The organism is Paenibacillus baekrokdamisoli (genome assembly GCF_003945345.1).
GTDB lineage: Bacteria > Bacillota > Bacilli > Paenibacillales > Paenibacillaceae > Paenibacillus_Z > Paenibacillus_Z baekrokdamisoli.
This window is the reverse complement of record NZ_AP019308.1, coordinates 6,413,439-6,434,412: the sequence shown is the minus strand read 5'-3', so window position 1 is coordinate 6,434,412 and position 20,974 is coordinate 6,413,439. Positions and strand designations below refer to the sequence as shown.

Below are 20,974 nucleotides of genomic sequence, written 5' to 3'. Positions count from 1 at the left end.
GTAAATATATTGCTTTTTCCTCAGCATGCCGTATTATTGCAATAAAACTTTTAAACATCTTAATTTCGACATTAATTTTAACTAGAATCAGATATAATTGTATTGGAATTGGTCGAACTATAATCGAATTCATTATTTCAGGAGTGTTATATGCTCAGTAGACTAGTAAGATATGGATTAATTCCTTCATTAACAGCCTTTATTGTGATGTCCTCATTTATATTGGGAAAAGTAACTAGCCCTCCCTTGTTATTTATTTCCGCTGTATTTTTTTCCTCTATCATGATGTTTGATAATAAATCAAAAGTAACTCTTTATCTTCAAGCGATAGCGCTTGCATTTTTTCATTGGTCTAGTCATCTCAATTGGTGCCAGTTACTGTATTTTATATTAATTGTTATGGAAATAAGAAATCGAAGACATTTTAGGTATACACTATCGATCTCCGCTGGATATTCACTCCTTTATACATCCGTAAGGCTGACTTACCATCCGTGGGATGAGTATAACCTCTTGGTTTCCATATATGACTTGTTCAGTTTCATGTTGGTAGTCTTTGTTATACAGTATATCCTCACAGCTGAATTAGAAAGAAAGCGTCTTCAAAAGCGGAATAAATTTTTAACCTTTCATGACCCACTCACGAATCTGCTCAATTATGACGGTTACATTAACGCGGTAAACGATTTGGTCGATAACAAGAAATCTAACTTTGTATTACTATTATTGGACTTTCAGGACTTTAAAAGTATCAACAAAGAAAGTATAAGTTGTGGTAACGAGATATTGACGAAGATATCCATCATCATACAAACCTACTTTTCGAATGCTGTGGCTATTTCCCGTTATGCCGGAGATCGTTTCGCATTGGCGATTCCTACAACAGAAAACGCCGTTAGCGATGTTCAAGAGATATTGGAGTCGCGAAGCTTGGGTTATGAAGTCACATATAGCATGGCTATGTTCCCCGAAGAGGGCTCTTCTTCACAACAAATCATCACATTAGCGGAAGATCGTCTATTTCAGAATAAAAGAGTACTGTGGCTGAAACGTGAAGAGGAACTGTTTAGAAGCGAAAAATTGAAAATGGTCGGTGAACTTGCTGCGGGCATGGCGCATGAAATTCGAAACCCACTGACAACACTTAAGGGATTCATCGATTTATCAAAATCCCAGTCGTATAACATTGGGCCATGGGTGGATATCATCACCAATGAAATTACAAGGATGAACGAACTAACAGCTGAATTCTTGCAATTCTCCAAGCCCCATATGAGTAATATGAAACCGGAGCCCATATCCGGCTGCTTGGACAGAGTCAAATACTTAACCGAATCGCAAGCCGTTTCGAAAGGACATTGCATAAATCTTTATAACATTGATGAATCCATCCTTGTTGTCATGGATCGAGACAAAATCGTTCAGGTACTTATTAATCTTGTGCGAAATGCTCTAGAAGCAATGGTTGAACCGGGTCACATTCATATCCAAGTGAAACGAATGGATACCAAACACACAGTGATTGAAATCCAAGATACCGGAAAAGGCATACCTGAAGATGTGCTCCCAAAAATATTTGATCCTTTTTACACAACAAAAGAAGAGGGAACTGGGCTTGGCCTGTCAATCTGCCACAAGATTATTCAAGACCACAACGGTATACTATCAGTGAAAAGCATAGTAAATGAAGGTTCGTTATTTACCATTACTCTGCCTGTTATTTGACCAGGAAAGAATACAGTAAAAATCCGTTTTAGAATTGAAGAAAACACATTGGTTTTTGTTCAATGTTTGTACATCAACTACTCGATACATAATTCCCATACCTACTATGCTCGTTTCAAGATATTTGGATAAAAACGAATCATATGTACCTCATGTGGGATCAGAAAGTAAAAAGTGAAAATATTCATCCTGAGTGTCCATTATTACACGTTCTACTTGTTCAAATTGTGTATGCAGGAATGTGCAGAGCTCGAAAAGAGCATCTGAGGTTTCGTAAACAAGTTTCTTGATGACTAAATCATTTTTATACTGATAATGCTTGTGGAACGAAAATACCAAATATCCTAAAATCTTTCCATCTTTTCTGTATCCTACGATTCGATTCTCGCTAAAGTCAAACAGATCACCCAGTCCTTTATCCAGCTTTTCGGCTAACCCGTTTGTCCTTTCAAAAAATCTATTGTAGCAATTCAGAACCTCATTTCTATCGTCTAAATCCCAAACCCCATCTTCTTATAAAACCCCAATTTAAATGGGTATAACGTGACCATAGCTCATTTTCGAATTACACAATGTTCTTGCAAAATAGTTAATGATCTCTTTGTTACTTCTTACAATAAATCGCTTATTGGCATATTGATGTGTCATACTTATGGTTTATTCAATGGTTCAAAAATCGTCCATCCTGTCGATTTCGGGTAATCACTCCATAATTCTATAATGTTTCCATCTGGATCATGCAGTTTAAACGAAAGTCCTACATAATCAGTAATATGGCTAACTTGAATCCCAGACTCTATCAATTGTTGATAAGCTTCATTAATATCGGAAACAATAAATCCATACGCCGCTTGTGTTCCATTAGAGTAGTTCATATGAGACGTAACTTTACAATCATCATTATCAATTAAAATAATTCTAACTCCAGTATCAGATCTCAATTCCAGGAATAGTTTATCTTCTTTGAACTTTTTGAATTCTAAGTGTTTATTGTACCAACTCGCTGAAGCTTGAAGATTACTTACTGGTATATAGATATAACTATTAATAACTTGCATGACATCACCTCCCCTTAGATCTTCCACCAATATCCAACTGACTGAAACAACAAGTTTTGTTAAATATAATAAAATTGATATAATTACCCTATAAAACAAACAATTAGGAGGGACAGCCATCATGCTTAGAGAAAAAATACCCCGTTAATCTCGTGGTCCTCCTCCCCTCTCTTCATTCCGCATCCATTTCAGATGTATAGAGAGGACGAAAAAGTAATGTGGCCTAAAACAGTAGATTGGAAAAACCTGAGATTTGGTGTTGAAATTGAGTTTATTGATGGTAACCCAGAACATGTTGAGCTATTACCTGGTTGGGTTATGTCATTGGATGAACGGCAGATTGACGAAACAGGAGCGGAGTCAGGCAGTGAACTTAAACCGCCTCCGATCCGGTGGGATGATCGAGAACAAATTCGAGTCATGTTGAAGCGGCTTGAAGCACAGGGTGCAACGGTAAATTGGAGCTGTGGACTTCATGTTCACATTGGTCTGGAGCCTTGGGGGCAAGACATTGTACTCCCATTATTAGACGCAGCATTGCTGTATCAACAGGCTCTGCAAGCACTCTTGCAAACCAGCGAACATCGGTTAATATTCTGTCCGCCTGTTACCCCTGTGATGCGCCAAGGTTATACTTCCAATCCAAGTCCATCCGCAGTCCGCCACCTGGGACGTCCCCAATCCCATCGTTGTGGAATCAATACAGCAGCATGGTTTGATGTGGGTACCGTGGAAATCCGTTACGGAAACGGTTCATTGAACATCGATGAAATACTTAACACCATTGAGCTTTGTTTACGTTTCGTCTCCGCAATAGGTGCTGGGAGTAAGCTTGCTGATGATGATCCTCATACCATGGCTGTTGAACTCGGTGCTCCCACTAAAGGCTATCCAGCGCCCATTTCAACTCCGCGATGGTATAACGAGCGAACATGGCTTGAAGAAGCACTAATTCCCGTTCTTGCCCCTTTTGCAGCCAATCTTGTAGAAGGAGGCGAGATTCACCACATCTTGCCTGTAGCTGACGGAATCTTGGTTGCAATTGAACAACCTGGTGGAGCGATGTGCAAATATGTTTTTGCTCCCCCCTCTGCAGGCTGGGAACTCAAACGTGAACATGTGGAGTGACACAATGAAGAGTACCTGTCCTCTTCACTGATTCGAAAGCCGTGAATTTAACCTCGATGACTTCTGAATTCTTCATTTCTCAGAAGTCATCTTTTTCTATGACAAGCGTCATGAATTACCCACAAGCATTGCTTTTAATTCGTAAAAATCACTTACTTTATCAAGTTCTGAGGAGACAATCGTTTTCTCTTTATCTAACAATATCGACTTCATTCCTGCTAGCCTCGGCGCTAAATAATCATTCTCATAATCATCCCCAACGAATAATATCTGTTCTGGATTGCAACCAGCACGTTGTATGGCGTAATCGTAGATTCGAGCACTAGGCTTTCTCCATCCCATATTGATTGAAGTTACTATAAATTCAAATATGCCGTTAATGTTGTTTAATTCAAGCAGCTCTTCAATCCCATCATTGATCATAAAATTAGAAACCACTGCAAGCTTATAATGTTTGGACAGCTGTAATAAGGTACTCTTTACCTCTTCCTTGACAAAGCATTGCGACTTATAGGTTCTCCAGTAATTTTCATAAAGCATTTGTACCACTTGCTGCTTGGAGCTAACTGGAATGGATTCTGTTCCATCCACAATATGTTCAATTCTTCTCATTAACTCGTACTCTTCATGCTGTTCAATACGTTGCGCAATTTGTCTTTTTGAATGACTATATCTCTCCAAAAATCCTTCGAAGTCACTCCAATAATGTTCGACCCCTGAATTTGAAAAAGCCCAATAGGCGTAATCGCTGTGACTGGGCAATTCATATAAATCAACTAGGGTCTCCATACAATCGAAGAAGATGTACTTTATTTGTTTCAACATGCAGCTCTCCCTGAAGAAATATTCTGAATACCGAGGATCATTCAAAATGCTCTTCTATAATGATTAAATCCACTTTTTTGTCCGCAGCTTGAATAATGACTTTAGGTGAAATATTGGTCGAGTAGCCAATTCGATTAATAACCTTGGGACCGTAATCGTAGAAAGCAAATTCTTCGCCCTCATCGAATTGTGCGAACAGGTTCCCGAACATCAATTCGATTGTTTGTCCAAATTGTTCAGCGTCCAATCCTGATCCCTCCTTATTAATCATCATCATTCATATAAGACATAACTTCGTCCATGTAGCTATCAAAAGGGCTTGCCGTATCAACAATCAAATACCGATCTTCAGTCGGTCTTTTCATATTGCTATTTTCGATGGTAAATAAGATATCTAATTCAGCTGGCACTTCAGAAACTTGACTTATCATTCGTTGGCGGTTCTTCAATCTCCAATCTCAGTCCCCTTATCCAACAGATCTGTGTACAAACATGGACTATCAAGAATAACACTGCGACTTTCTGAGAGATAATAGTCAACCAAAGACCAATCTATATCGTAGGATGCTATGCCTGCGACTCTGGGGTCGATATTGGATTCCAAAGATTTCATAGATTCCAATAATGCAGATTTCACAATATCATGGTCAACAACAATTGCACCTGTTTTCTTTGATATTGCTTTAGCTAGAGTAGACTTTCCCGAACCAGGATACCCTGACATTTGAAGGAAAAACAAAGGAATCACCTCATCTCAAATAAATTTTCCACTTCACCTAACGTAAAAAAAAATCTTCATATCTCATTAACGATCGCCTTTTTCGGAATCCCTAACGATACCCCAACACTATTGAGAAAATCCCACTCTCCCCCCAGGTACCAATATAACATCTGCGTGCATAATTTCCGTTTTCAGAAAAATAAACTTGGTAATAGGATCAAATGGATACGTCATCTGTTACCTCCATATATTGGACTCGCATTATCCGCTAGTGAAGTAAACATTTAGATTAGAACACAAACACAGGTCCATTCCATCTTTCATCTTGTATCATCTGCTCTTGGTACGAGCCGTCATCCTTATATTTCGTAATCACGTGCTTCCAGAATTCATATGCGTCTTTGTTGGCGAATGTTTGTCTTATCTACCATGTACCACGAAACTGATCAAATAGCGAAAATGCAACTTCTTTACCCACACCTCTGCGTCTGTACTTCCTCATAATAAAGAAATCACTTATTGTGTTTGTCTTTTCTGCTGAACTTAGTTTCATATATTCTTTAGGAACATCAAGACTAACTAAAACAAATCCCGCTATTTCCTCATCCACTTTGACGATAAAGGGGCGCCGATATTCCTCCGTCCATTGGTGGTCCAAGTATTTATATAAATAGAGCCCGTGTTTGTTTAATACATGTCCATCAAATTCACTACTGTCATAACGGTATAACTGTATTAGATTGTAAAGAACTGTCTTATCTTCATATGGGAGAAGAGATAATTCAATATTCATATACGGGACAATTCCTCCTGCACCGGCAGGACAACCGTTTCTCTTATTAATCCTAATTTTACCATGTAGGGGATTGGGACTGCATTAATTTCCTGCTTAACGAAGCAAGGGCTACCCATGCGGCCAATGTCATTAAGTTAAGGCGCAGGGCCAAAAATCAAGAACAAGAGCAGGTTATCGAAAAGATAGCCCGCTCTTTTTTTGCACAAAAAAGAAAATAGAACTTGACAAGCAGATGAAATTGTGTGGCGAAGCCCCTTGGAAAAACGAGGAGGTTACGCCAATGAATGAGTACGCGAATTCGCTAAAAGAAACGCTGACATCCCTCATACGAGAAATGTCAGCGGCACCAGCACCTTATGTCAAAAAACCTGAACAAGATTTTACCCGAAAGAAAAAGCTACCCTTTGAAACGGTTATGCAACTCCTGATCTCAATGGGGGGGAACAGCATATATAAGGAACTCTTGGAATCGCAGGGCTATGACGTAAACACCGCAACCACTTCTGCTTTTGTCCAGCAGAGGAATAAAATCCTGCCGTCTGCTGTGGAATTCTTGTTTCACAAATTTACGCAATCGTATACGAATATCAAGGACTATCGAGGGTATCGATTACTTGCCGTTGACGGTTCGGATTTGCATGTCGCAACTGACCCTGCCGACACGGAAACTTATATTCAAAGTCAACCGAACACGAAAGGCTATAACCTTCTGCATTTGAACGCAGCCTATGACTTGTGCAATAGATTTTACGTGGATGCCATTGTTCAGCCACGAAGGTTGTGCAACGAGGGAAGGGCGCTTGCTGCTATGGTTGACCGTTCCCCCATCAAAGGCAAAACCATTGTTACTGCCGATAGGGGGTATGAAAGTTACAACAATTTCGCGCATATTGAACGCAAAGGGTGGAACTATGTCATACGGGTAAAGGATCTGAATTCCAGTGGTATTCTTTCGGGCTTGCATTTGCCCTTTAGCGGAGAGTTTGATATTGACGTTCATCTGACACTCACCAAAAAACATACCAAAGAAGTCAAGGCTCATCCCGAGATTTACAAGTTCGTCCCTTCCACGTCTACATTTGATTTTTTGGATCGGCATGAGAACTTGTTTTATCCGATTTCCTTTCGGGTTGTTCGTTTCGTCCTGCCGAGTGGCGCTTATGAAACCGTCCTTACGAATCTTTCAGTCGCTGATTTCCCACCCAATGAAATCAAGTCCATTTATAACATGCGATGGGGCATCGAAACTTCTTTCAGAGCATTAAAATACACCGTCGGTCTGACGAATTTTCACGCAAAGAAGCAAGAGTCCATCATCCAAGAGATTTTCGCAAGAATGATCATGTACAATTTCGCTGAAATGATGACCTCACACGTCGTCATTTCCCAAATGGATAAACGGCACCAATACCAAGTCAACTTCACGGTCGCCGTTCATGTTTGTAGACATTTCCTGCGCCCAAGGGACGATGAATCCCTGCCCGATGTTGAAGCACTGATTCGCAAAAACATTTTGCCGATTCGACCCATTCGACCAGGGCAGCAGAATACGCGCAAAATTCGCTATAAATCAGCTGTTAGCTTCGTCTACAGAGTAGCATAATTCGGTTCATATGAACATTTTTTTAAGCGGATATTCCATCCGCTTTGTTTGCTGTACGCTTTTTTCCTTGCTTGCACAAAAAAACAAACGGCACAGGGCTTTTTCCCATACCGTTTCGGATTCCATTTTTATTCCCTATCTTGTCTTTGAGCTTAACTTAATGACATTGCCCATGCGGCAGCCCTTCCTTAGGGTAGTTAACTATTCTGTTTTTATTGAGCCTTTTCATACTGAAATTTACGCTTATACAACATCAGCCAAGTTTGTGCGGCGATGAAAATGGATGAATACGCCCCGCTTACCAATCCAAATATTAGAGCTAGTGAGAACAGATGAATACCTTCCCCACCTAACCATAACAAACCGACTGCTGAGATGAAGACCGTAAGCACCGTGTATATAGAGCGCCTCATCGTCTGCCACAGGCTCAAGTTCACAAGCTCTTCTAAATCGGATACCGATTTGATCGTTGTCTTCCTCAGATTCGTGCGAATTCGGTCGAATATAACAATGGTATCGTTAAGCGAGTAACCGACAATCGTCAGAATAGCAGCGATAAAAGTAAGATCAATCTCTAATCGGAACACAGAAAACAAAGCAATTGGAAGCAGAATATCATGAAATAATGCGATAATACACGCTATCCCATATAAATAGTGAAAGCGGATTGAGGTATAAAGCACGATGCCAACCGAAGCAATAAGTATCGCATAGCCTGCCTTCTTCACCATCTCATTCGCAATCATGGGGTCGACCGTCGATTCCTGTTTGCTTACTTGATCCCCATACTGTTCTTTCAGTTTGTTCTCTACAGCATTTAACTGGTGAATGGGTATAGGTCTGCTGAAGGTAGTCGTCGCAGAGGTTCCGTTCTCACCGTATTTAACAACGGGCTTCATCTTTACGGATGGAATCTCCTCTTGAATGATCCTTGTAAGATCACTATTTTCAAACTTCGCACCTACATAGACATCCAGCCTTGTTCCCGATTGAAAATCAACACCGAGGTTCAGCCCCCTGATCAATATCACAGTCAATCCCAATATAAGGATTAAGGTGGAGAAGACCAGATACCGATTTCTTCTCTTGACGATATTTGGCCGACGCTTAAAATTGTTTATTTCACGTTGGCCGGACTTTATTCCGAACCACCATGAGGCTTTCTGAAACACATTATTCTTCAAGAGCAGCCAGAGAAGGAATCTGGAGCCAAATACATTGGTGAAAAGACTGACAATGATCGTCATCATTAGTACAATTGCGAACCCTTTTACCGCGTTGGTACCAATAAGCATCAGCACCAATGCAGCTATAAGAGTGGTTACATGGGCATCTACAATCGTGGGAAATGAGGATTTCGCGGCATTTCGGCAAGCGGACCGAATGCTTTTGCCATCCATAAGCTCCTCTTTAATCTTCTCGTACGTAATAATGTTCGCATCAACAGCCATGCCTATGGCTAGAATAAACCCGGCAATGCCTGAGAGCGTCAGCGTCGCATTCATCCAGTCAAGAAGAAGGAAGCAGATATAGACAAAACCAAGAATCGTCAGGTTGGCAATTAGTCCAGATAGACGATAGGTGATCAGCATGAAGAGAATGATCAAAGCTAATGCTGCATATCCGGCGAATAAAGTTCTGTGAAGAGCCTCCCCCCCGAGACTGGCCGAAACGGAATTGACTTGTTTCTCTATCAGCTGGGCAGGCAGCGATCCCGCATTCAGTAGGTCCTTCATTTCGGTTGCGGAATCGAGATTCTCGCTTGAAATGGCCGACGTTCCGTCACTAATAATACTTCGTACGATCGGCGCGGAAATCTCCTTGTCGTCCAGCATAATAGACAAAGGTTTGCCCAAATTCTCTGCCGTTACATCCTTTAACTTAGCAGGGTCCTTAAACTTCACAATAATCTCGGGATGATTCAATTGGTCATACCCGATACTCGCTCCGTTTGGGGATAACTCTTGCCCATCTAACACGATTCGGCCCTGTTCGTCTTTGAACGTCAAATAAGCGGGTTGATTAATCAGTTCTCTAAGCTTCGTTTGATCCTTAACACCAGCGAGCTTCACTCGAATGCGATCGGATCCTTCTATGGTAATATCCGGCTCTGCTACTTTACTGATATTAATTCGCTTTTCGATCATTCGCTCGGTTGCTAGAAGCAGTTCCTTCGTTACCTTTTCTTTGGAATCCACGGGTTTAACCTGATAAAGAATCTCGAAGCCGCCTTTCAAATCAAGGCCAAGCTTAATATGGCTCGCAATCTGAGTTACGGTCGATAAAATAAAGATCACCAAAAATAATACCGTGATTATGAACGGTAATAATGCTTTTACATTTATGCGCAAGCTAAATACTCCCTTTCATTCTATAGTTATAGATGAAAAGGAATTAGCCTATGAATTTGGATTTATATTTGATGGGATTAAGAAGATAGAGAAGCCTAAGCGTGGGGACGAAGGAACGAATATGAAATTTCAGACTTGCGTGAGGGGGTGAGAGTTTAAATAGGGACATAATAAAGAGGAGAAAGAGGATCGTTTGAACGGTAGGATGACTATGCTTAAACGCGGATGGTTCGATTTCACTAGTCGCATAATTGTGGTTCGCCACTGTAATCTGCGCAATTTCTCCATGTTCTATATCAGAATGCTGCAGCGGGACGAAACAGGCGGCCAGCAAGATAACAAGCAGAAGCACAATGTTCAGTGTTCTTTTCATTGGTACACCCCCTCTCTATTAGATCGGATTATATCACTTGATTCGCATTTGTGTAAATATATGGTTTTCTAAGTGAATTTTCACTTTCGAGACCTGCTATTTACATCTTGGTTAGTAAGGAGGTCTTTCTCCCCCGTTCTTGTAAGCTGATAATGACTCGCGCTCTACTTGATAAGAAAAAATCGCGAACTCACTTCTCCCCCTATACTCCAGGTTTCGGTGAAAGTGACGATATATTTTTCATTTGCTATTTCTTCTGCATTGGTTTCTCTTTTGACGTGGAATCCATCAATTATTATTTCTTGCCATGTACCAATACGATCTGGGAAATCGTCTACCTCCGTCCCTTTCCCAGCAGTGGCAAATTCAACAGCATCTTCCTTTGTAAAAGCTGGCAGCGGCGGTAGTGGTGAAGAAATCATTTGAAAGCAGCCCCAAGCGATTCCATATATAAGAATGGGGATGAGAATAAACCATTTTATTCCCTTTTGCTTTAAAACCCTTATCGATAACCACCTATCTATCCCTGCGTACCCCAAAGCAATCCCTCCACCAAATAACATAAACATCCCATTTTGAAACAATAGTCCAGGAGCTGATCCGAAAAATCCATGTAAAAGGATATACACCCAATAATTTTTTGATAAGGATTTGTTTTGTGCCCATTCTAGTCCAATTGATACTACGTTGCCATAGATCAGAATAATAACTCCTGCATATATTATAATGATCAAAGACAAAACAATAAGCTGATTCCCAAGGTTATAATTAGAGCCCACACTGCTATCATCTAGGACCATAAAACCAGCCATTACAATAGCGGTAAACATTGTTGCAACAAATGTAGCGACTAACTTTCGAATTGCACGACGGAATAAAACATTTTGCATGAAATCCACCCTCATTCAAGTTAATTAGATTCTTCTATTTCCATAGTATCTAAACGCCTGAAAATGGAGCAGTTCTAACTTTTATAGAACCATATTCTTAGAAAGGTTAGGAACACCGCTTATTAATCACCATAGCCGTTAACATAGTAAAGGACTGCCTCGCGGCAGCCCTCATGGTATTCAGTGAAATTCATCTTTGTTAAGCCCATAAATGACTCTGTCGAGATACTGGCCATGAAGCATCTCATAATTTCTAATAATACCCTCCTCGGTGAAGCCTAAGCGTTCTGGAATAGCACGGCTCTTCATATTATTGGTCGCAACACCAATTTCATTTTTTTGCAGACCTAAATCATTAAACGCATGGTTTGACTTTGACCATTTCCAAAATCCATCACGCAAACCATACAAAAAAGTTCTCCTTTATTCCGTTAAGAATAAGGAGAACTTTTTTGTGGTTAAATAACTCGACGAGCGGTAACATAGGTCTTATCCCATGCACTTCCGGAGAAGGTCGAGATCGTCACGCCTAATCCTTTTTTGTATGTATGGAGCAGCTTGCCATTTCCAATATAGATGCTAACATGATTGATAACGCCATCCCTGTTCGTATCTGAGAAAATTAAATCGCCCGCTTTAAGGTTCTTTCTTGAGACATACTTGCCTGCTTTGGATTGGCTGAGCGAAGAGCGCGGCAGCGTGATTCCATTTTTCTTGTATACATATTGTGTAAAGGAAGAGCAATCAAATTTGCTCGTATTGCCTGCAGTAGCTCCAAATTTGTAGTCTATTCCAATATATTTCTTGCCTGTCGCTATTATTTTACTTGCAGTTGAACTGCTTACTGATGCTGCTTGCGCTGGCTGAGGCACAGCAATCACGCTTGCTGAGAATGCTATAGATAGACTAATAGCGACTCCTGCTAATGTTTTTGCTAGAGTACGTTTCTTTATTTTAGACATGTTGTTCCTCCTAGGTGTAAGTTAGCAATGTGATGTCCTAGCAATAACATAACACAACTAAACTATCAATAATTTACCAATGAAAGAACAAACCCTTGCTACACCTAGGCAAAACCCCTTTTATTAAAATATAATGATAAAATCTTCATATTTGCCCATTTACAATACATAAAGGAGTAAAGACCGTTATGGAGTTAAAAAATACTATACTTTGCATTCCAAAGGAAGCCAACTATACGAGTAACGAGGATATGACTATAAGAAAGTTGGGGGAGTCTCCTATATGCTGCGCGGTTGGAAATTGACGGTTTTTGGAGTTGTTATTGTAGGTGCTACAGCGGTTATAGCCCCATTACTTCATTTGGTGCCGTTTGCGAAAACCATCCCACTCTTTATTTTGTTTCTTCTGTTTGTAAGCAGTCTTGAAATAATGGAATGGACCAAACGAAGAGTAGTGAAATCAAAGAAACATAAAAAAACTCTCTGAGCTAGTGCCCAGAGAGCCTTTTCTTGCCTCTAAATTGGTCCAAAAGCAGGCTATCGTAAAAAAAATGAAGTGAACCTATAATAGCAAAAGTCTCTCTTCGTATCCATGTACGTTAACCGTTTATCCCCACAATAAGTGAACCCAGCCTTCTCGGTAACTTTTATTGAAGCGATATTCTCTGCTTTCGATCGCCATAGTTTTGTACTGCCAAAACGGCAGCCCTTTAATATTGAGCTATCATTAATGACTAGAATTCATCACGCATAAAAATCGCTCAGTTCCTGGATATAGCTCACCTAAACTTTTCACTGTGAACCCACATGAACGATAAAAGTTAACTGCGTCTTTATCTGTTTCAGCTTCAATAGCAGTAATGGCGTGTAACAATATAATCTCATTCATTAATTTACGTCCGATTCCATTTCCTCTGAAACTATGGTCTACTGCAATATGAAGAATTACTGCGCTCTTCTCTACTGGGTTAAGCTTTAGACCAATAATGGCTGCTACCCTATCAGCGTCATAATAAGCATATACACACCGTAAAGGATCTGCTTCATATGCCTCAACGATCTTATTCATCTTCGTTCTATCTGGGTTGAACATACATTGTGCCAGCACGGAGGTTATTTGCAAGGAAAACTCATCAATCTTTTTCAAAAAAAACATGCTTTCACCTCTCTACTTAACGGCGTACTATATGGCAACCTACGAATCCCGGCAGACGGACTGAAGAAGCCATTTCTAATGATGAGTGCCGAGCCATCAGTAGGTAATTGCACTAACTCCTGACCATGATCAACTTGCTTGGGAAGAAACCTGTTTGGCGGATGCATCCACCGGGATTACATATCGACCGGGTCCTGCCACCACCGCTGCAATAATGCCAATTACGGCAAAAACGATAGATAGAATAAAGCCATGATTGATCGCAGTTCCTAATGAATCTCGGACAAAATCAAGAATATCCTTTGGTACGTCTCCCGTTGCACGCACAAGCTGTTCAGGATTCGCAAGCGTGCTAATTTTATCCTGTGGAATTTGATGCGCGGCAGCCCCATCGGCAAGTAAATTCTTCAGGTTGCTATTCACAACCGATGCCATGATGGATGCGCCAAGCACACCACCAATGCTTCGCCAGAAACCCACTATGGAAGAGCTGATCCCAATATATTTGCGCTCTACACTAGCAGCCATCGCTGTTTGTGCTACACTCATCAAAGGACCAATTGCTCCAAGTCCCAGAATAACCATAAGCCCCATCATGTACCACTTGGATGCATCATGGCTAACTGTACTCAATAAATAGCTGACGATAACCCCAGCCACCATAGTAAAAGTAATTAATGTCCGATAAGCAAACCTGGATTGTAAGAATCCAAAAGCAACGGCCCCCACAATCAGAGAAGCCATCATCGGTGTTAAAAGTCCATTGGAATTCGCCTGACCGAGCACGGCCGTCGAGAAGATCGGCAGGTAAGCAATAGCTGAGAACATAATCGCCCCCTGACATAGACAAGCCAAGCTCAACCCCACAACCATCCTATTTTTGAACAAATTTAACGGTAATACAGGCTCATCAGCACGCAGCTCGACTAAAATAAACATCAAGCCTACGACTACCGATACAGCAAGCAGCGACAGGACCTGCCACGACATCCAAGCATAATCCTTGCCTCCCAATTCTAGAGCTAGCATGAGCGACACCGTGCATATAATCAGGAATAAAGTTCCCAAGTAATCAATCTTCGGTTTTCTATCGGAACGGGATTCCTTCAAGGCGAACAATAAGACAAGGAACGACGCAATGCCAATCGGAACATTAACGTAAAAGCACCATCTCCAGCCCCAGAACTCCGATAAAAGAGTACCGATCTGCGGCCCCGCCACGGAGGACAATCCGAAAATCCCGGCAAATACACCTGACATTTTGGCAGCTTGCTTAGGATCGGCAAACACCGTATAAATGATTGTAAAGCTGATAGGAAGAAGGGCTCCAGCACCAACCCCTTGAATCGCTCGGAACACGATCAATTGAGTAATATCCTGCGCGGTCCCGCACAAGGCAGATCCAATTAGAAAAATAGAAATACCAATCAAATAAAAAAGCTTGCGACCGAACAAATCAGACATCTTCCCGAATACAAGCATCATGCTCGTTGAAGCCAGCATATAAGCCGTGAATACCCAGCTGACTTGCTCGAAACCACCAATATCCTTAATAATGTGACTGAGCGCGGCTGAGGTGATCGTGTTATCCAAAGACGACATCAGCAGACCCAAGGCCATAGCCAGAATGATAAGCCCTGTTTTTTCCTTTTGCATGTTAAACCTCTTCTCCTTATAATGGTGCTTTTAATTTCTGTAATCCATCCACGAGAATTCTGAGATTGCTTTCTTGAACGGCAATGCCCAGCGTAATACATATTTCCTGTGTCGGGCTCATTGTCGATTTCCAACGCTCATAATCTACACTCAATTTCTTGATCTGCTGCTCCTCTTTCGCAATACTCTTCTCCAACCACTGAATCACGTACTCGGGCTCCATCCATTCGCCGAAAAACAACCGCACCATAAAATCCGACTTCAGCTCGACATCCTGGAGATCACTCTCCATATAATGCATAAACGCTTCACGGCCTGCCTCTGTGATGGTGTACACGTTCTTATTCGGCTTACTCTCTTGCTGAATACTCTCTTTAGTGATTAAACCTTGCTTCTCCATCTTGCTGAGTGTCGGATAGATCGTTCCATAACTTGCATTGTAAAAATAAGAAAACAACGTTTCAAATTTATGCTTGATCTCATATCCCGAATAGTTACCGTCCATTAAAATTCCCAGAATTACATCTTGACTGGTCAAATCATCACCTCTTTCTTATGTCTTAGTAGGATATTCCATATATTAGCACAGTACATGTATCGAATCAACATATATCAGTTCAGAATATAAATCTTTTTTTGTAAAAAGAATAACGGACACGGGAGATTATTCAGAAAGTTGCCATTTCGCACAAAAAGAGACCCACAGCAACGGGCTGCGGGTCTTAAGAAAAGATATATTAAAAAGGGGGGTTGCTCTTATTATAAACGCCCTTTATTAACGGAAGATGAAAATAATATTTCATCTTTATTACAAAAACGTATCAATCCCCTACAATTGTCGGCGACTGCTGCATATCTATCTGTTTAGAATGAACTAATGACTTGCCAAATCTCAGGTGTATCTTGGCCGATCAACCAAGCTGCCGTACCCTTTAATTTATATTTGTTGATGATGTCCAGCCGCAGCTTCACTGAATTTTCATCCTCAACCCAAATTTGATGCTTCTCATTGCCTTCAATGTACTCCACATAATTTTGTTTTGTTTTTGGATCCCATTTCTTAACTAATCCCTTATCGGTGATAATTCTCTCGACATCTGCCAATGCCAAGTCGGTTCTGTGAATCTTCCGGCTGTTCAGGTCGGTAACCCAGTCTCTTGTGTAAAAAGGGATGGCGAGCATGACCTTGCGGGCAGGGACATCGTTCAACAGCAGCTGAATGCCCTTCTCAACCCAAGGCAAAGGAGCAACCGAACCGACATGGCCGCCGCCTCCTATATCCTCATCATATCCCATCATAATGATGAAGTCAGCGACTTTGCCCAACTTGCGGCGGTCGAAGCAGCCGGACCAATTGGGATCGGGATTTTCCCGGCTCACATCAACGGAAACTAGCATGCCATGTGGTTGGAGCGCAGCTTTCAGCAACCGAATAAAATTGACGTAATCCGCTTTATTTTTCATATCCATATTTTCGAAATCGACGTTAATGCCGTCAATATCGTTTTGTACCAAAATATCGCGTAACCGATTAATTGTTTTTTTGCTCTTGATCGGGTCACTTAAAATGGCATTTGTCACGTCTGGGTCAAATGTGTTCCCAAATAACGGCCACACTTGTTTGCCTGAATCATGCGCCCATTCAACATATCGGGCGTCAGCCTCAGAAATGACCAATTGATTGGCATCTAATTTAAACCACTTTGGGGAAACGACGTTAAGGGTTGGGGAGATGCTGCTTTGTTCGATGTAAGTATCCGTTGTACCGAAAGCGTTCCATCCCATCACAATGCGGTTTGTGCTTTTGGGTATCCGTTGCGGATTCGCTTTGGATTCCTGTTTCAGGTGGGATGTGTCCGCAGGTGGACGTTGCGCCGGGGAGCCGCAGGGTAAGAGCAAGGCAAAAGTAAAGATCGACAATATCATCATCGAATATTTCAATTTTATCCGCCATTTCATCTTTTTCCATTTAATATGCTGTTCTGGCCTTCCTAATATGCATCAATCAGCTATAATCACATCTTCTGAATTTGAAAAGACATTCTCAATCCAACCTTTTCATGTCTTAAAATCCTTTTGGAACTATCCTAATATCCTGCCCGTTCGTAACAGGCTGCCAGCAAAAACCGGCAGCCTGTTGTCGTTATACTATAGTCCCGTTATTTCAACCTATTTTCGACTCTTTCATTCTTCTGGGTGATTTCCTCTATAGTTTCCCGTTAGCGTAACCAATTATGAATCCAAACTTATTTCATTAATAAGAAAATCGCCTTGTTCTATTTTCACTACACTCTTTTCTTTTGTATAATCCCAACCATTATTTATGGCATATTTAGTTATGCTAGCACAAACACTCGGTTCATGTAGGTTTGTGGACCAATTTACTGCCCAAGAAAACAATACTAAAAAACGATGTTTTAGTTTTTGAAGGATAGATTTTAAAACTTATTGTCTCATTTTCAGGCGTTTGGTCAATTATACAATGAAACAAGCAATCATCAATTACGATTTTCTTTACTTCCTTCGTAAAAAGCTTCATTGTTTACGCCCCTATTATAAAGACGATTTTCTTGATTAATAAAATCTCATTTTTGTCTTAAGTTATCCTGCCAGTTGAAAAGGCTACCGAGATCGGTAGCCTTTTGTCGTAAGTTTAATATTCCTAGGCATGCGATAACATAGGAGCACAGAATGCGGTTTTTATGTTCCAATCATTCTTTGACTTGATAAATAGTAAGTCACTCTGTTTCTTTGGTTCATAATTCACTTTTTCTGCAAATCGATCCGGAGTGAAATGAAAATGGATCGTTTCGGTATTAATGTTGCTGATATGAGAGAGTAAATCAGTAAAATCGACTTTGTGTTGACTCACTACATCATACAATTGAAGAATATCCCCTTCATTCTGATAGACAATAATAGCGTCATACTCTTCAAAAAAGTAAATATCGTCTGGAAAAACATTCAGGGCATAGAACATGAAAATACCTTGGTTATTACTAATCCCAAATTGATTCGAAATTGGCGAACGCGTTTGAAGGATTCTTTTAAGAAGTTCTTGATCTTTTTCATAGGCACAATTGAGCTTTCGAAGTCCGTTATCAACAAGTGAGCGGGAAGAAACTTTCATGCTAAAGTGAGATTCGGACATCGCAGTGAATCCGAATTTAGGATAAAAGTGGTGAACGCTGTCGTTCGCAAACAAATAAAAAACTTCGCACTCATCTTGATAGGTTTCTAATACGTGATTCATTAATTGCCTTGATAATCCGTTTCCTCTAAAATCGGGGTGCGTCATGACAGTCCCTATTTGAATTGCACTTTTGTTTTTCCCGCTTATCATCAAGTTCATTTTACTTATCGAAACGTTAGAAATTACTTTTTTATCTTTAACAATCGAGTGGCAAACGTAATTCTCATCCCAGTACCCCTTTTGGTACCAGTCTTCAAAATCAATACCAAATACCTTAATTGCTAATTCATTGAAACTTTTTCTTAGTAATTCATTTTCCTGATAGCAGCAAATTGTTGAATAACCGGACGATTCTATTCCTAGATTCATTTTAGTTCCTCCTCAGTGTGGAAGGAAACAAAATAGTGAGGTTATAGGAGAAAATGAGCTCAAAAAAATGCAGACACCGCGTAGGTAACTGCATCGATGGCTTATAACACTCCATACGTTGCATCCTTGTAATGGATCAAATGGACAAACTAATCCCTTGGTTAAAAAATACCCAAAAGAAAGAATGCCTCATGATACGTATCCATTACAAAGCTGCTGGCATAGAGTTTGAATCTCCTTCCGTAATTCTCCTAAAAACAAAGATAACAAATGTTTATTTTCATTACAAGAAAATTTTGTAATCATTCAATCATTGTAAAGGGAGAAGAACTTCAGCCTCATCAGGCCAAACTGGGTTTTCAAAATGGTATATCTCTAAAGCCAGGGCTCGCCTGTCATTTTGTTGGCCGTTGGCATCCAAATAGTTATGAATGACTTGATATGGATCACCTTTGGATTTTACTTTCGCATAACGATGAGGAGGAATCGTAAAACCGATCATTCCTTCGGGCACATCCGAAAGTTCCTCGACTTCCATACAAATCAAGTAAGTAAATAGAACCTCTGAAGAAAAACTCGGACTAATATATCGTTCAGGATGGATGATGTTGCATATTTCATCTTTGCGTTTGTAAAACTCTTGCTTCATTGCTTCCACCCTTTCGGGAAGGTGTCCCTGAAAGGGGGATGTGACATACAAGCCTACAAGTTTTATCTCTGGCAATTCAAGCAGTTGAACTTGGTTTTCGGGGTACATTAGTAATCAATCCTTTCCATGCTATGCCGCTTTTTTTCGCTATCGGGCAGGTTAGTTAAGCATTATTTCTATACTTTACAATTTTCACATTCAAATTCGGTCCAAGAATTTAATAGCTTTTGCCCGCAAACCGCACAACTCCTGTCACCTGAATACCAGTAGCCTGTTTTGTGGAATAAAGCAATACTTCTTACCCAATGAATATCCATCTCGTGTGCCGGTGGATATATATCACCTTCTTCATCTACAGGAGGTGCTGGTTCATTACCTGACAAGAAACCCTTAATCCAATACTTTGTAGTTGAAGGCATGTCGCCTATCTCTCCAAGCGATACATTAAAGTACACATTTTTTTGTGGGCAATAGGCTGATATTCTCCCATGAAAAGTATGAGGGTTTCCTACAATGAAATGCTTGCCTTTGCAATGTTCTTTAAAGGTGAACCAGAGGTCTTTATCAAAATCTTGAATTTTTTTCAATTACTCACCGCCTATATGATCATCTCTATTATGTTACATTTACATATCCTCATAGTATACTCCCGTCCATTACTTCAATAAGAAAAGAGGAGTTCCCTCACAGCAAGCTCCTCCACTTTAGTTACGTTAGTTTAATTACGGTTCTAACAACAATGGTCAGTTCCCGACCTTAAACCTTATACACTGAATCCCTACCAAGCAGGTTTCTCCCAGTCCTTTTGACGCTCTTGGCGAAATCTTTGTACCCACTGTTCTGCAACCTCATCTGCTAACCGATCAAACGCTGGCGGGGAAACTTTCACGTTGTTCGCTCTGATATTTAAGAACTCCAGAACTTTCATAACGGTTCCTTCGTAGTCTAGAATAAAATCCTCATAGACAATCGTTAGGGGAATAATCCCTTCTTCAGAAAAGAAATCTTCCATTGCAGCTTCGCGTAAAGAGCATTCGGTAAATAAATGATTGATCGCATCGAAATGATACTTATCATCAATATCATGCTCCTGTGGTTTTTCCCCATGCTGTCTGTGCCACTCCCCTGATACAATCGCTCTCCACCATGAAACCGCTAGTCGAACTTTATTTCTCCGTGTCATATAAATATGCTTGTTGCAATTTGGAAAAGCTTCGCTCCATACTTTAGCCTTGGTGGCTGTTTCAGGTACTTCATAAAGCTTCCTAAAAGCGCGGATCCACTCGGAGTTGAGTGAGGTCTTTACTCCAAATACCCCGTTCGGTGTTGTGCCCGCTTCCCACATGTGTTCGACATCTTCTTTACTAATCGTATTAGGATCTCTCTCGTGCATCCATTCGCATGGATTTCCTGCTACCCCTGTTGAAGCAAGCGCAGTATTCAATAGGGTACTTCCCGTTCGTTGTGAAAACCAAATCGTATAGCTTTGTTCAGGTCTCATTTAGATCATCCTTTCTTT

At 40.6% G+C, this 20,974-nt stretch carries 23 protein-coding genes and 1 pseudogene; 4 read left to right on the top strand and 20 right to left on the bottom strand.

Annotated features, from left to right (window positions below; all coding sequences use genetic code 11):
- Positions 1–150 precede the first annotated feature (150 nt).
- Positions 151–1,725, top strand: coding sequence for an ATP-binding protein (locus EKN16_RS28275; RefSeq protein WP_125664482.1), 1,575 nt, complete (start codon positions 151–153; stop codon positions 1,723–1,725).
- A gap of 150 nt (positions 1,726–1,875) precedes the next feature.
- On the opposite strand, the gene EKN16_RS33840 is transcribed toward EKN16_RS28275, so the two are convergent.
- Positions 1,876–2,103: a hypothetical protein gene (locus EKN16_RS33840; RefSeq protein ID WP_408636410.1), complete on the bottom strand. Its 228-nt coding sequence runs from the start codon at positions 2,101–2,103 to the stop codon at positions 1,876–1,878.
- 272 nt (positions 2,104–2,375) lie between these two features.
- Positions 2,376–2,783 carry a VOC family protein gene (locus tag EKN16_RS28265; RefSeq protein ID WP_164523029.1) on the bottom strand — a complete coding sequence of 136 codons (408 nt, stop codon included), beginning with the start codon at positions 2,781–2,783 and terminating at the stop codon, positions 2,376–2,378.
- Positions 2,784–2,999: 216 nt separating this feature from the next.
- Here EKN16_RS28265 and EKN16_RS28260 point away from each other — a divergent pair, with 216 nt between their 5' ends.
- On the top strand, positions 3,000–3,911 hold the full coding sequence (locus EKN16_RS28260) for an amidoligase family protein (RefSeq protein WP_164523028.1): 912 nt from the start codon (positions 3,000–3,002) through the stop codon (positions 3,909–3,911).
- Positions 3,912–4,019: 108 nt separating this feature from the next.
- Here the strand turns inward: EKN16_RS28260 and EKN16_RS28255 are convergent, their stop codons facing one another.
- The 4 genes and pseudogenes from EKN16_RS28255 to EKN16_RS28240 form a co-directional block, all read right to left on the bottom strand.
- Positions 4,020–4,736 (bottom strand): HAD family hydrolase, encoded by a 717-nt coding sequence (locus EKN16_RS28255; protein WP_125664476.1) that lies wholly within the window; start codon positions 4,734–4,736, stop codon positions 4,020–4,022.
- 37 nt (positions 4,737–4,773) lie between these two features.
- Complete coding sequence (locus EKN16_RS28250; RefSeq protein ID WP_125664474.1) at positions 4,774–4,983, bottom strand: hypothetical protein; 210 nt, start codon at positions 4,981–4,983, stop codon at positions 4,774–4,776.
- Between the two features lie 16 nt (positions 4,984–4,999).
- Positions 5,000–5,475 (bottom strand): annotated as a pseudogene (locus tag EKN16_RS28245) (AAA family ATPase).
- A 406-nt stretch (positions 5,476–5,881) separates the two neighbouring features.
- Positions 5,882–6,250 carry a GNAT family N-acetyltransferase gene (locus EKN16_RS28240; protein WP_232016058.1) on the bottom strand — a complete coding sequence of 123 codons (369 nt, stop codon included), beginning with the start codon at positions 6,248–6,250 and terminating at the stop codon, positions 5,882–5,884.
- Between the two features lie 283 nt (positions 6,251–6,533).
- Between EKN16_RS28240 and EKN16_RS28235 the strand changes: the two genes are divergently transcribed.
- Positions 6,534–7,856, top strand: coding sequence for an IS4 family transposase (locus tag EKN16_RS28235; RefSeq protein WP_125654374.1), 1,323 nt, complete (start codon positions 6,534–6,536; stop codon positions 7,854–7,856).
- Between the two features lie 212 nt (positions 7,857–8,068).
- Here the strand turns inward: EKN16_RS28235 and secD are convergent, their stop codons facing one another.
- The 5 genes from secD to EKN16_RS28210 all read right to left on the bottom strand — a co-directional run bounded on the left by secD (position 8,069) and on the right by EKN16_RS28210 (position 12,432).
- A complete protein-coding gene (gene secD / locus EKN16_RS28230; RefSeq protein ID WP_125664472.1) occupies positions 8,069–10,207 on the bottom strand; it encodes a protein translocase subunit SecD in 2,139 nt (712 codons plus the stop codon).
- Positions 10,208–10,250: 43 nt separating this feature from the next.
- Positions 10,251–10,580, bottom strand: coding sequence for a hypothetical protein (locus EKN16_RS28225; RefSeq protein WP_125664470.1), 330 nt, complete (start codon positions 10,578–10,580; stop codon positions 10,251–10,253).
- Between the two features lie 164 nt (positions 10,581–10,744).
- Complete coding sequence (locus EKN16_RS28220) at positions 10,745–11,470, bottom strand: hypothetical protein (protein WP_125664468.1); 726 nt, start codon at positions 11,468–11,470, stop codon at positions 10,745–10,747.
- A 180-nt stretch (positions 11,471–11,650) separates the two neighbouring features.
- On the bottom strand, positions 11,651–11,881 hold the full coding sequence (locus EKN16_RS28215; protein ID WP_125664466.1) for a GNAT family N-acetyltransferase: 231 nt from the start codon (positions 11,879–11,881) through the stop codon (positions 11,651–11,653).
- 47 nt (positions 11,882–11,928) lie between these two features.
- Positions 11,929–12,432, bottom strand: coding sequence for a C40 family peptidase (locus EKN16_RS28210; RefSeq protein WP_125664464.1), 504 nt, complete (start codon positions 12,430–12,432; stop codon positions 11,929–11,931).
- A 283-nt stretch (positions 12,433–12,715) separates the two neighbouring features.
- Here EKN16_RS28210 and EKN16_RS28205 point away from each other — a divergent pair, with 283 nt between their 5' ends.
- On the top strand, positions 12,716–12,919 hold the full coding sequence (locus tag EKN16_RS28205; RefSeq protein WP_125664463.1) for a hypothetical protein: 204 nt from the start codon (positions 12,716–12,718) through the stop codon (positions 12,917–12,919).
- 240 nt (positions 12,920–13,159) lie between these two features.
- On the opposite strand, the gene EKN16_RS28200 is transcribed toward EKN16_RS28205, so the two are convergent.
- The 9 genes from EKN16_RS28200 to EKN16_RS28160 all read right to left on the bottom strand — a co-directional run bounded on the left by EKN16_RS28200 (position 13,160) and on the right by EKN16_RS28160 (position 20,956).
- Positions 13,160–13,588, bottom strand: coding sequence for a GNAT family N-acetyltransferase (locus tag EKN16_RS28200; protein ID WP_125664461.1), 429 nt, complete (start codon positions 13,586–13,588; stop codon positions 13,160–13,162).
- 129 nt (positions 13,589–13,717) lie between these two features.
- Positions 13,718–15,244: a DHA2 family efflux MFS transporter permease subunit gene (locus EKN16_RS28195; protein ID WP_125664459.1), complete on the bottom strand. Its 1,527-nt coding sequence runs from the start codon at positions 15,242–15,244 to the stop codon at positions 13,718–13,720.
- Positions 15,245–15,260: 16 nt separating this feature from the next.
- A complete protein-coding gene (locus EKN16_RS28190) occupies positions 15,261–15,782 on the bottom strand; it encodes a PadR family transcriptional regulator (RefSeq protein ID WP_125664457.1) in 522 nt (173 codons plus the stop codon).
- 326 nt (positions 15,783–16,108) lie between these two features.
- Positions 16,109–17,029: a glycosyl hydrolase family 18 protein gene (locus EKN16_RS28185; RefSeq protein WP_232016602.1), complete on the bottom strand. Its 921-nt coding sequence runs from the start codon at positions 17,027–17,029 to the stop codon at positions 16,109–16,111.
- Positions 16,962–17,213, bottom strand: a complete 252-nt coding sequence (locus tag EKN16_RS33295) for a hypothetical protein (protein ID WP_232016057.1) — start codon at positions 17,211–17,213, stop codon at positions 16,962–16,964. Before EKN16_RS33295 ends, EKN16_RS28185 begins: the two co-directional genes overlap by 68 nt.
- 693 nt (positions 17,214–17,906) lie before the next feature.
- Entirely contained in the window at positions 17,907–18,806 is a 900-nt protein-coding gene (locus EKN16_RS28175; protein ID WP_125664453.1) for a GNAT family N-acetyltransferase, read from the bottom strand.
- 310 nt (positions 18,807–19,116) lie between these two features.
- On the bottom strand, positions 19,117–19,563 hold the full coding sequence (locus EKN16_RS28170; protein ID WP_125664452.1) for a GyrI-like domain-containing protein: 447 nt from the start codon (positions 19,561–19,563) through the stop codon (positions 19,117–19,119).
- A 68-nt stretch (positions 19,564–19,631) separates the two neighbouring features.
- Entirely contained in the window at positions 19,632–20,042 is a 411-nt protein-coding gene (locus tag EKN16_RS28165; protein WP_125664450.1) for a hypothetical protein, read from the bottom strand.
- Between the two features lie 191 nt (positions 20,043–20,233).
- Positions 20,234–20,956, bottom strand: a complete 723-nt coding sequence (locus tag EKN16_RS28160; protein WP_125664448.1) for a Stf0 family sulfotransferase — start codon at positions 20,954–20,956, stop codon at positions 20,234–20,236.
- Positions 20,957–20,974: the final 18 nt, after the last annotated feature.

What these genes read in the sequence shown, in the direction of transcription:
- EKN16_RS28185 (WP_232016602.1), bottom strand. Translation starts at nt 17,029, where the DNA reads ATGGGATGGAACGCTTTCGGTACAACGGATACTTACATCGAACAAAGC.
- EKN16_RS28235 (WP_125654374.1), top strand. Translation starts at nt 6,534, where the DNA reads ATGAATGAGTACGCGAATTCGCTAAAAGAAACGCTGACATCCCTCATA.
- EKN16_RS33295 (WP_232016057.1), bottom strand. Translation starts at nt 17,213, where the DNA reads ATGGAAAAAGATGAAATGGCGGATAAAATTGAAATATTCGATGATGAT.
- EKN16_RS28200 (WP_125664461.1), bottom strand. Translation starts at nt 13,588, where the DNA reads ATGTTTTTTTTGAAAAAGATTGATGAGTTTTCCTTGCAAATAACCTCC.
- EKN16_RS28175 (WP_125664453.1), bottom strand. Translation starts at nt 18,806, where the DNA reads ATGAATCTAGGAATAGAATCGTCCGGTTATTCAACAATTTGCTGCTAT.
- EKN16_RS28225 (WP_125664470.1), bottom strand. Translation starts at nt 10,580, where the DNA reads ATGAAAAGAACACTGAACATTGTGCTTCTGCTTGTTATCTTGCTGGCC.
- EKN16_RS28170 (WP_125664452.1), bottom strand. Translation starts at nt 19,563, where the DNA reads ATGTACCCCGAAAACCAAGTTCAACTGCTTGAATTGCCAGAGATAAAA.
- EKN16_RS28240 (WP_232016058.1), bottom strand. Translation starts at nt 6,250, where the DNA reads ATGAATATTGAATTATCTCTTCTCCCATATGAAGATAAGACAGTTCTT.
- EKN16_RS28260 (WP_164523028.1), top strand. Translation starts at nt 3,000, where the DNA reads ATGTGGCCTAAAACAGTAGATTGGAAAAACCTGAGATTTGGTGTTGAA.
- EKN16_RS28220 (WP_125664468.1), bottom strand. Translation starts at nt 11,470, where the DNA reads ATGCAAAATGTTTTATTCCGTCGTGCAATTCGAAAGTTAGTCGCTACA.
- EKN16_RS28255 (WP_125664476.1), bottom strand. Translation starts at nt 4,736, where the DNA reads ATGTTGAAACAAATAAAGTACATCTTCTTCGATTGTATGGAGACCCTA.
- EKN16_RS28265 (WP_164523029.1), bottom strand. Translation starts at nt 2,783, where the DNA reads ATGCAAGTTATTAATAGTTATATCTATATACCAGTAAGTAATCTTCAA.
- EKN16_RS28195 (WP_125664459.1), bottom strand. Translation starts at nt 15,244, where the DNA reads ATGCAAAAGGAAAAAACAGGGCTTATCATTCTGGCTATGGCCTTGGGT.
- EKN16_RS28275 (WP_125664482.1), top strand. Translation starts at nt 151, where the DNA reads ATGCTCAGTAGACTAGTAAGATATGGATTAATTCCTTCATTAACAGCC.
- EKN16_RS28210 (WP_125664464.1), bottom strand. Translation starts at nt 12,432, where the DNA reads ATGTCTAAAATAAAGAAACGTACTCTAGCAAAAACATTAGCAGGAGTC.
- EKN16_RS28160 (WP_125664448.1), bottom strand. Translation starts at nt 20,956, where the DNA reads ATGAGACCTGAACAAAGCTATACGATTTGGTTTTCACAACGAACGGGA.
- EKN16_RS28205 (WP_125664463.1), top strand. Translation starts at nt 12,716, where the DNA reads ATGCTGCGCGGTTGGAAATTGACGGTTTTTGGAGTTGTTATTGTAGGT.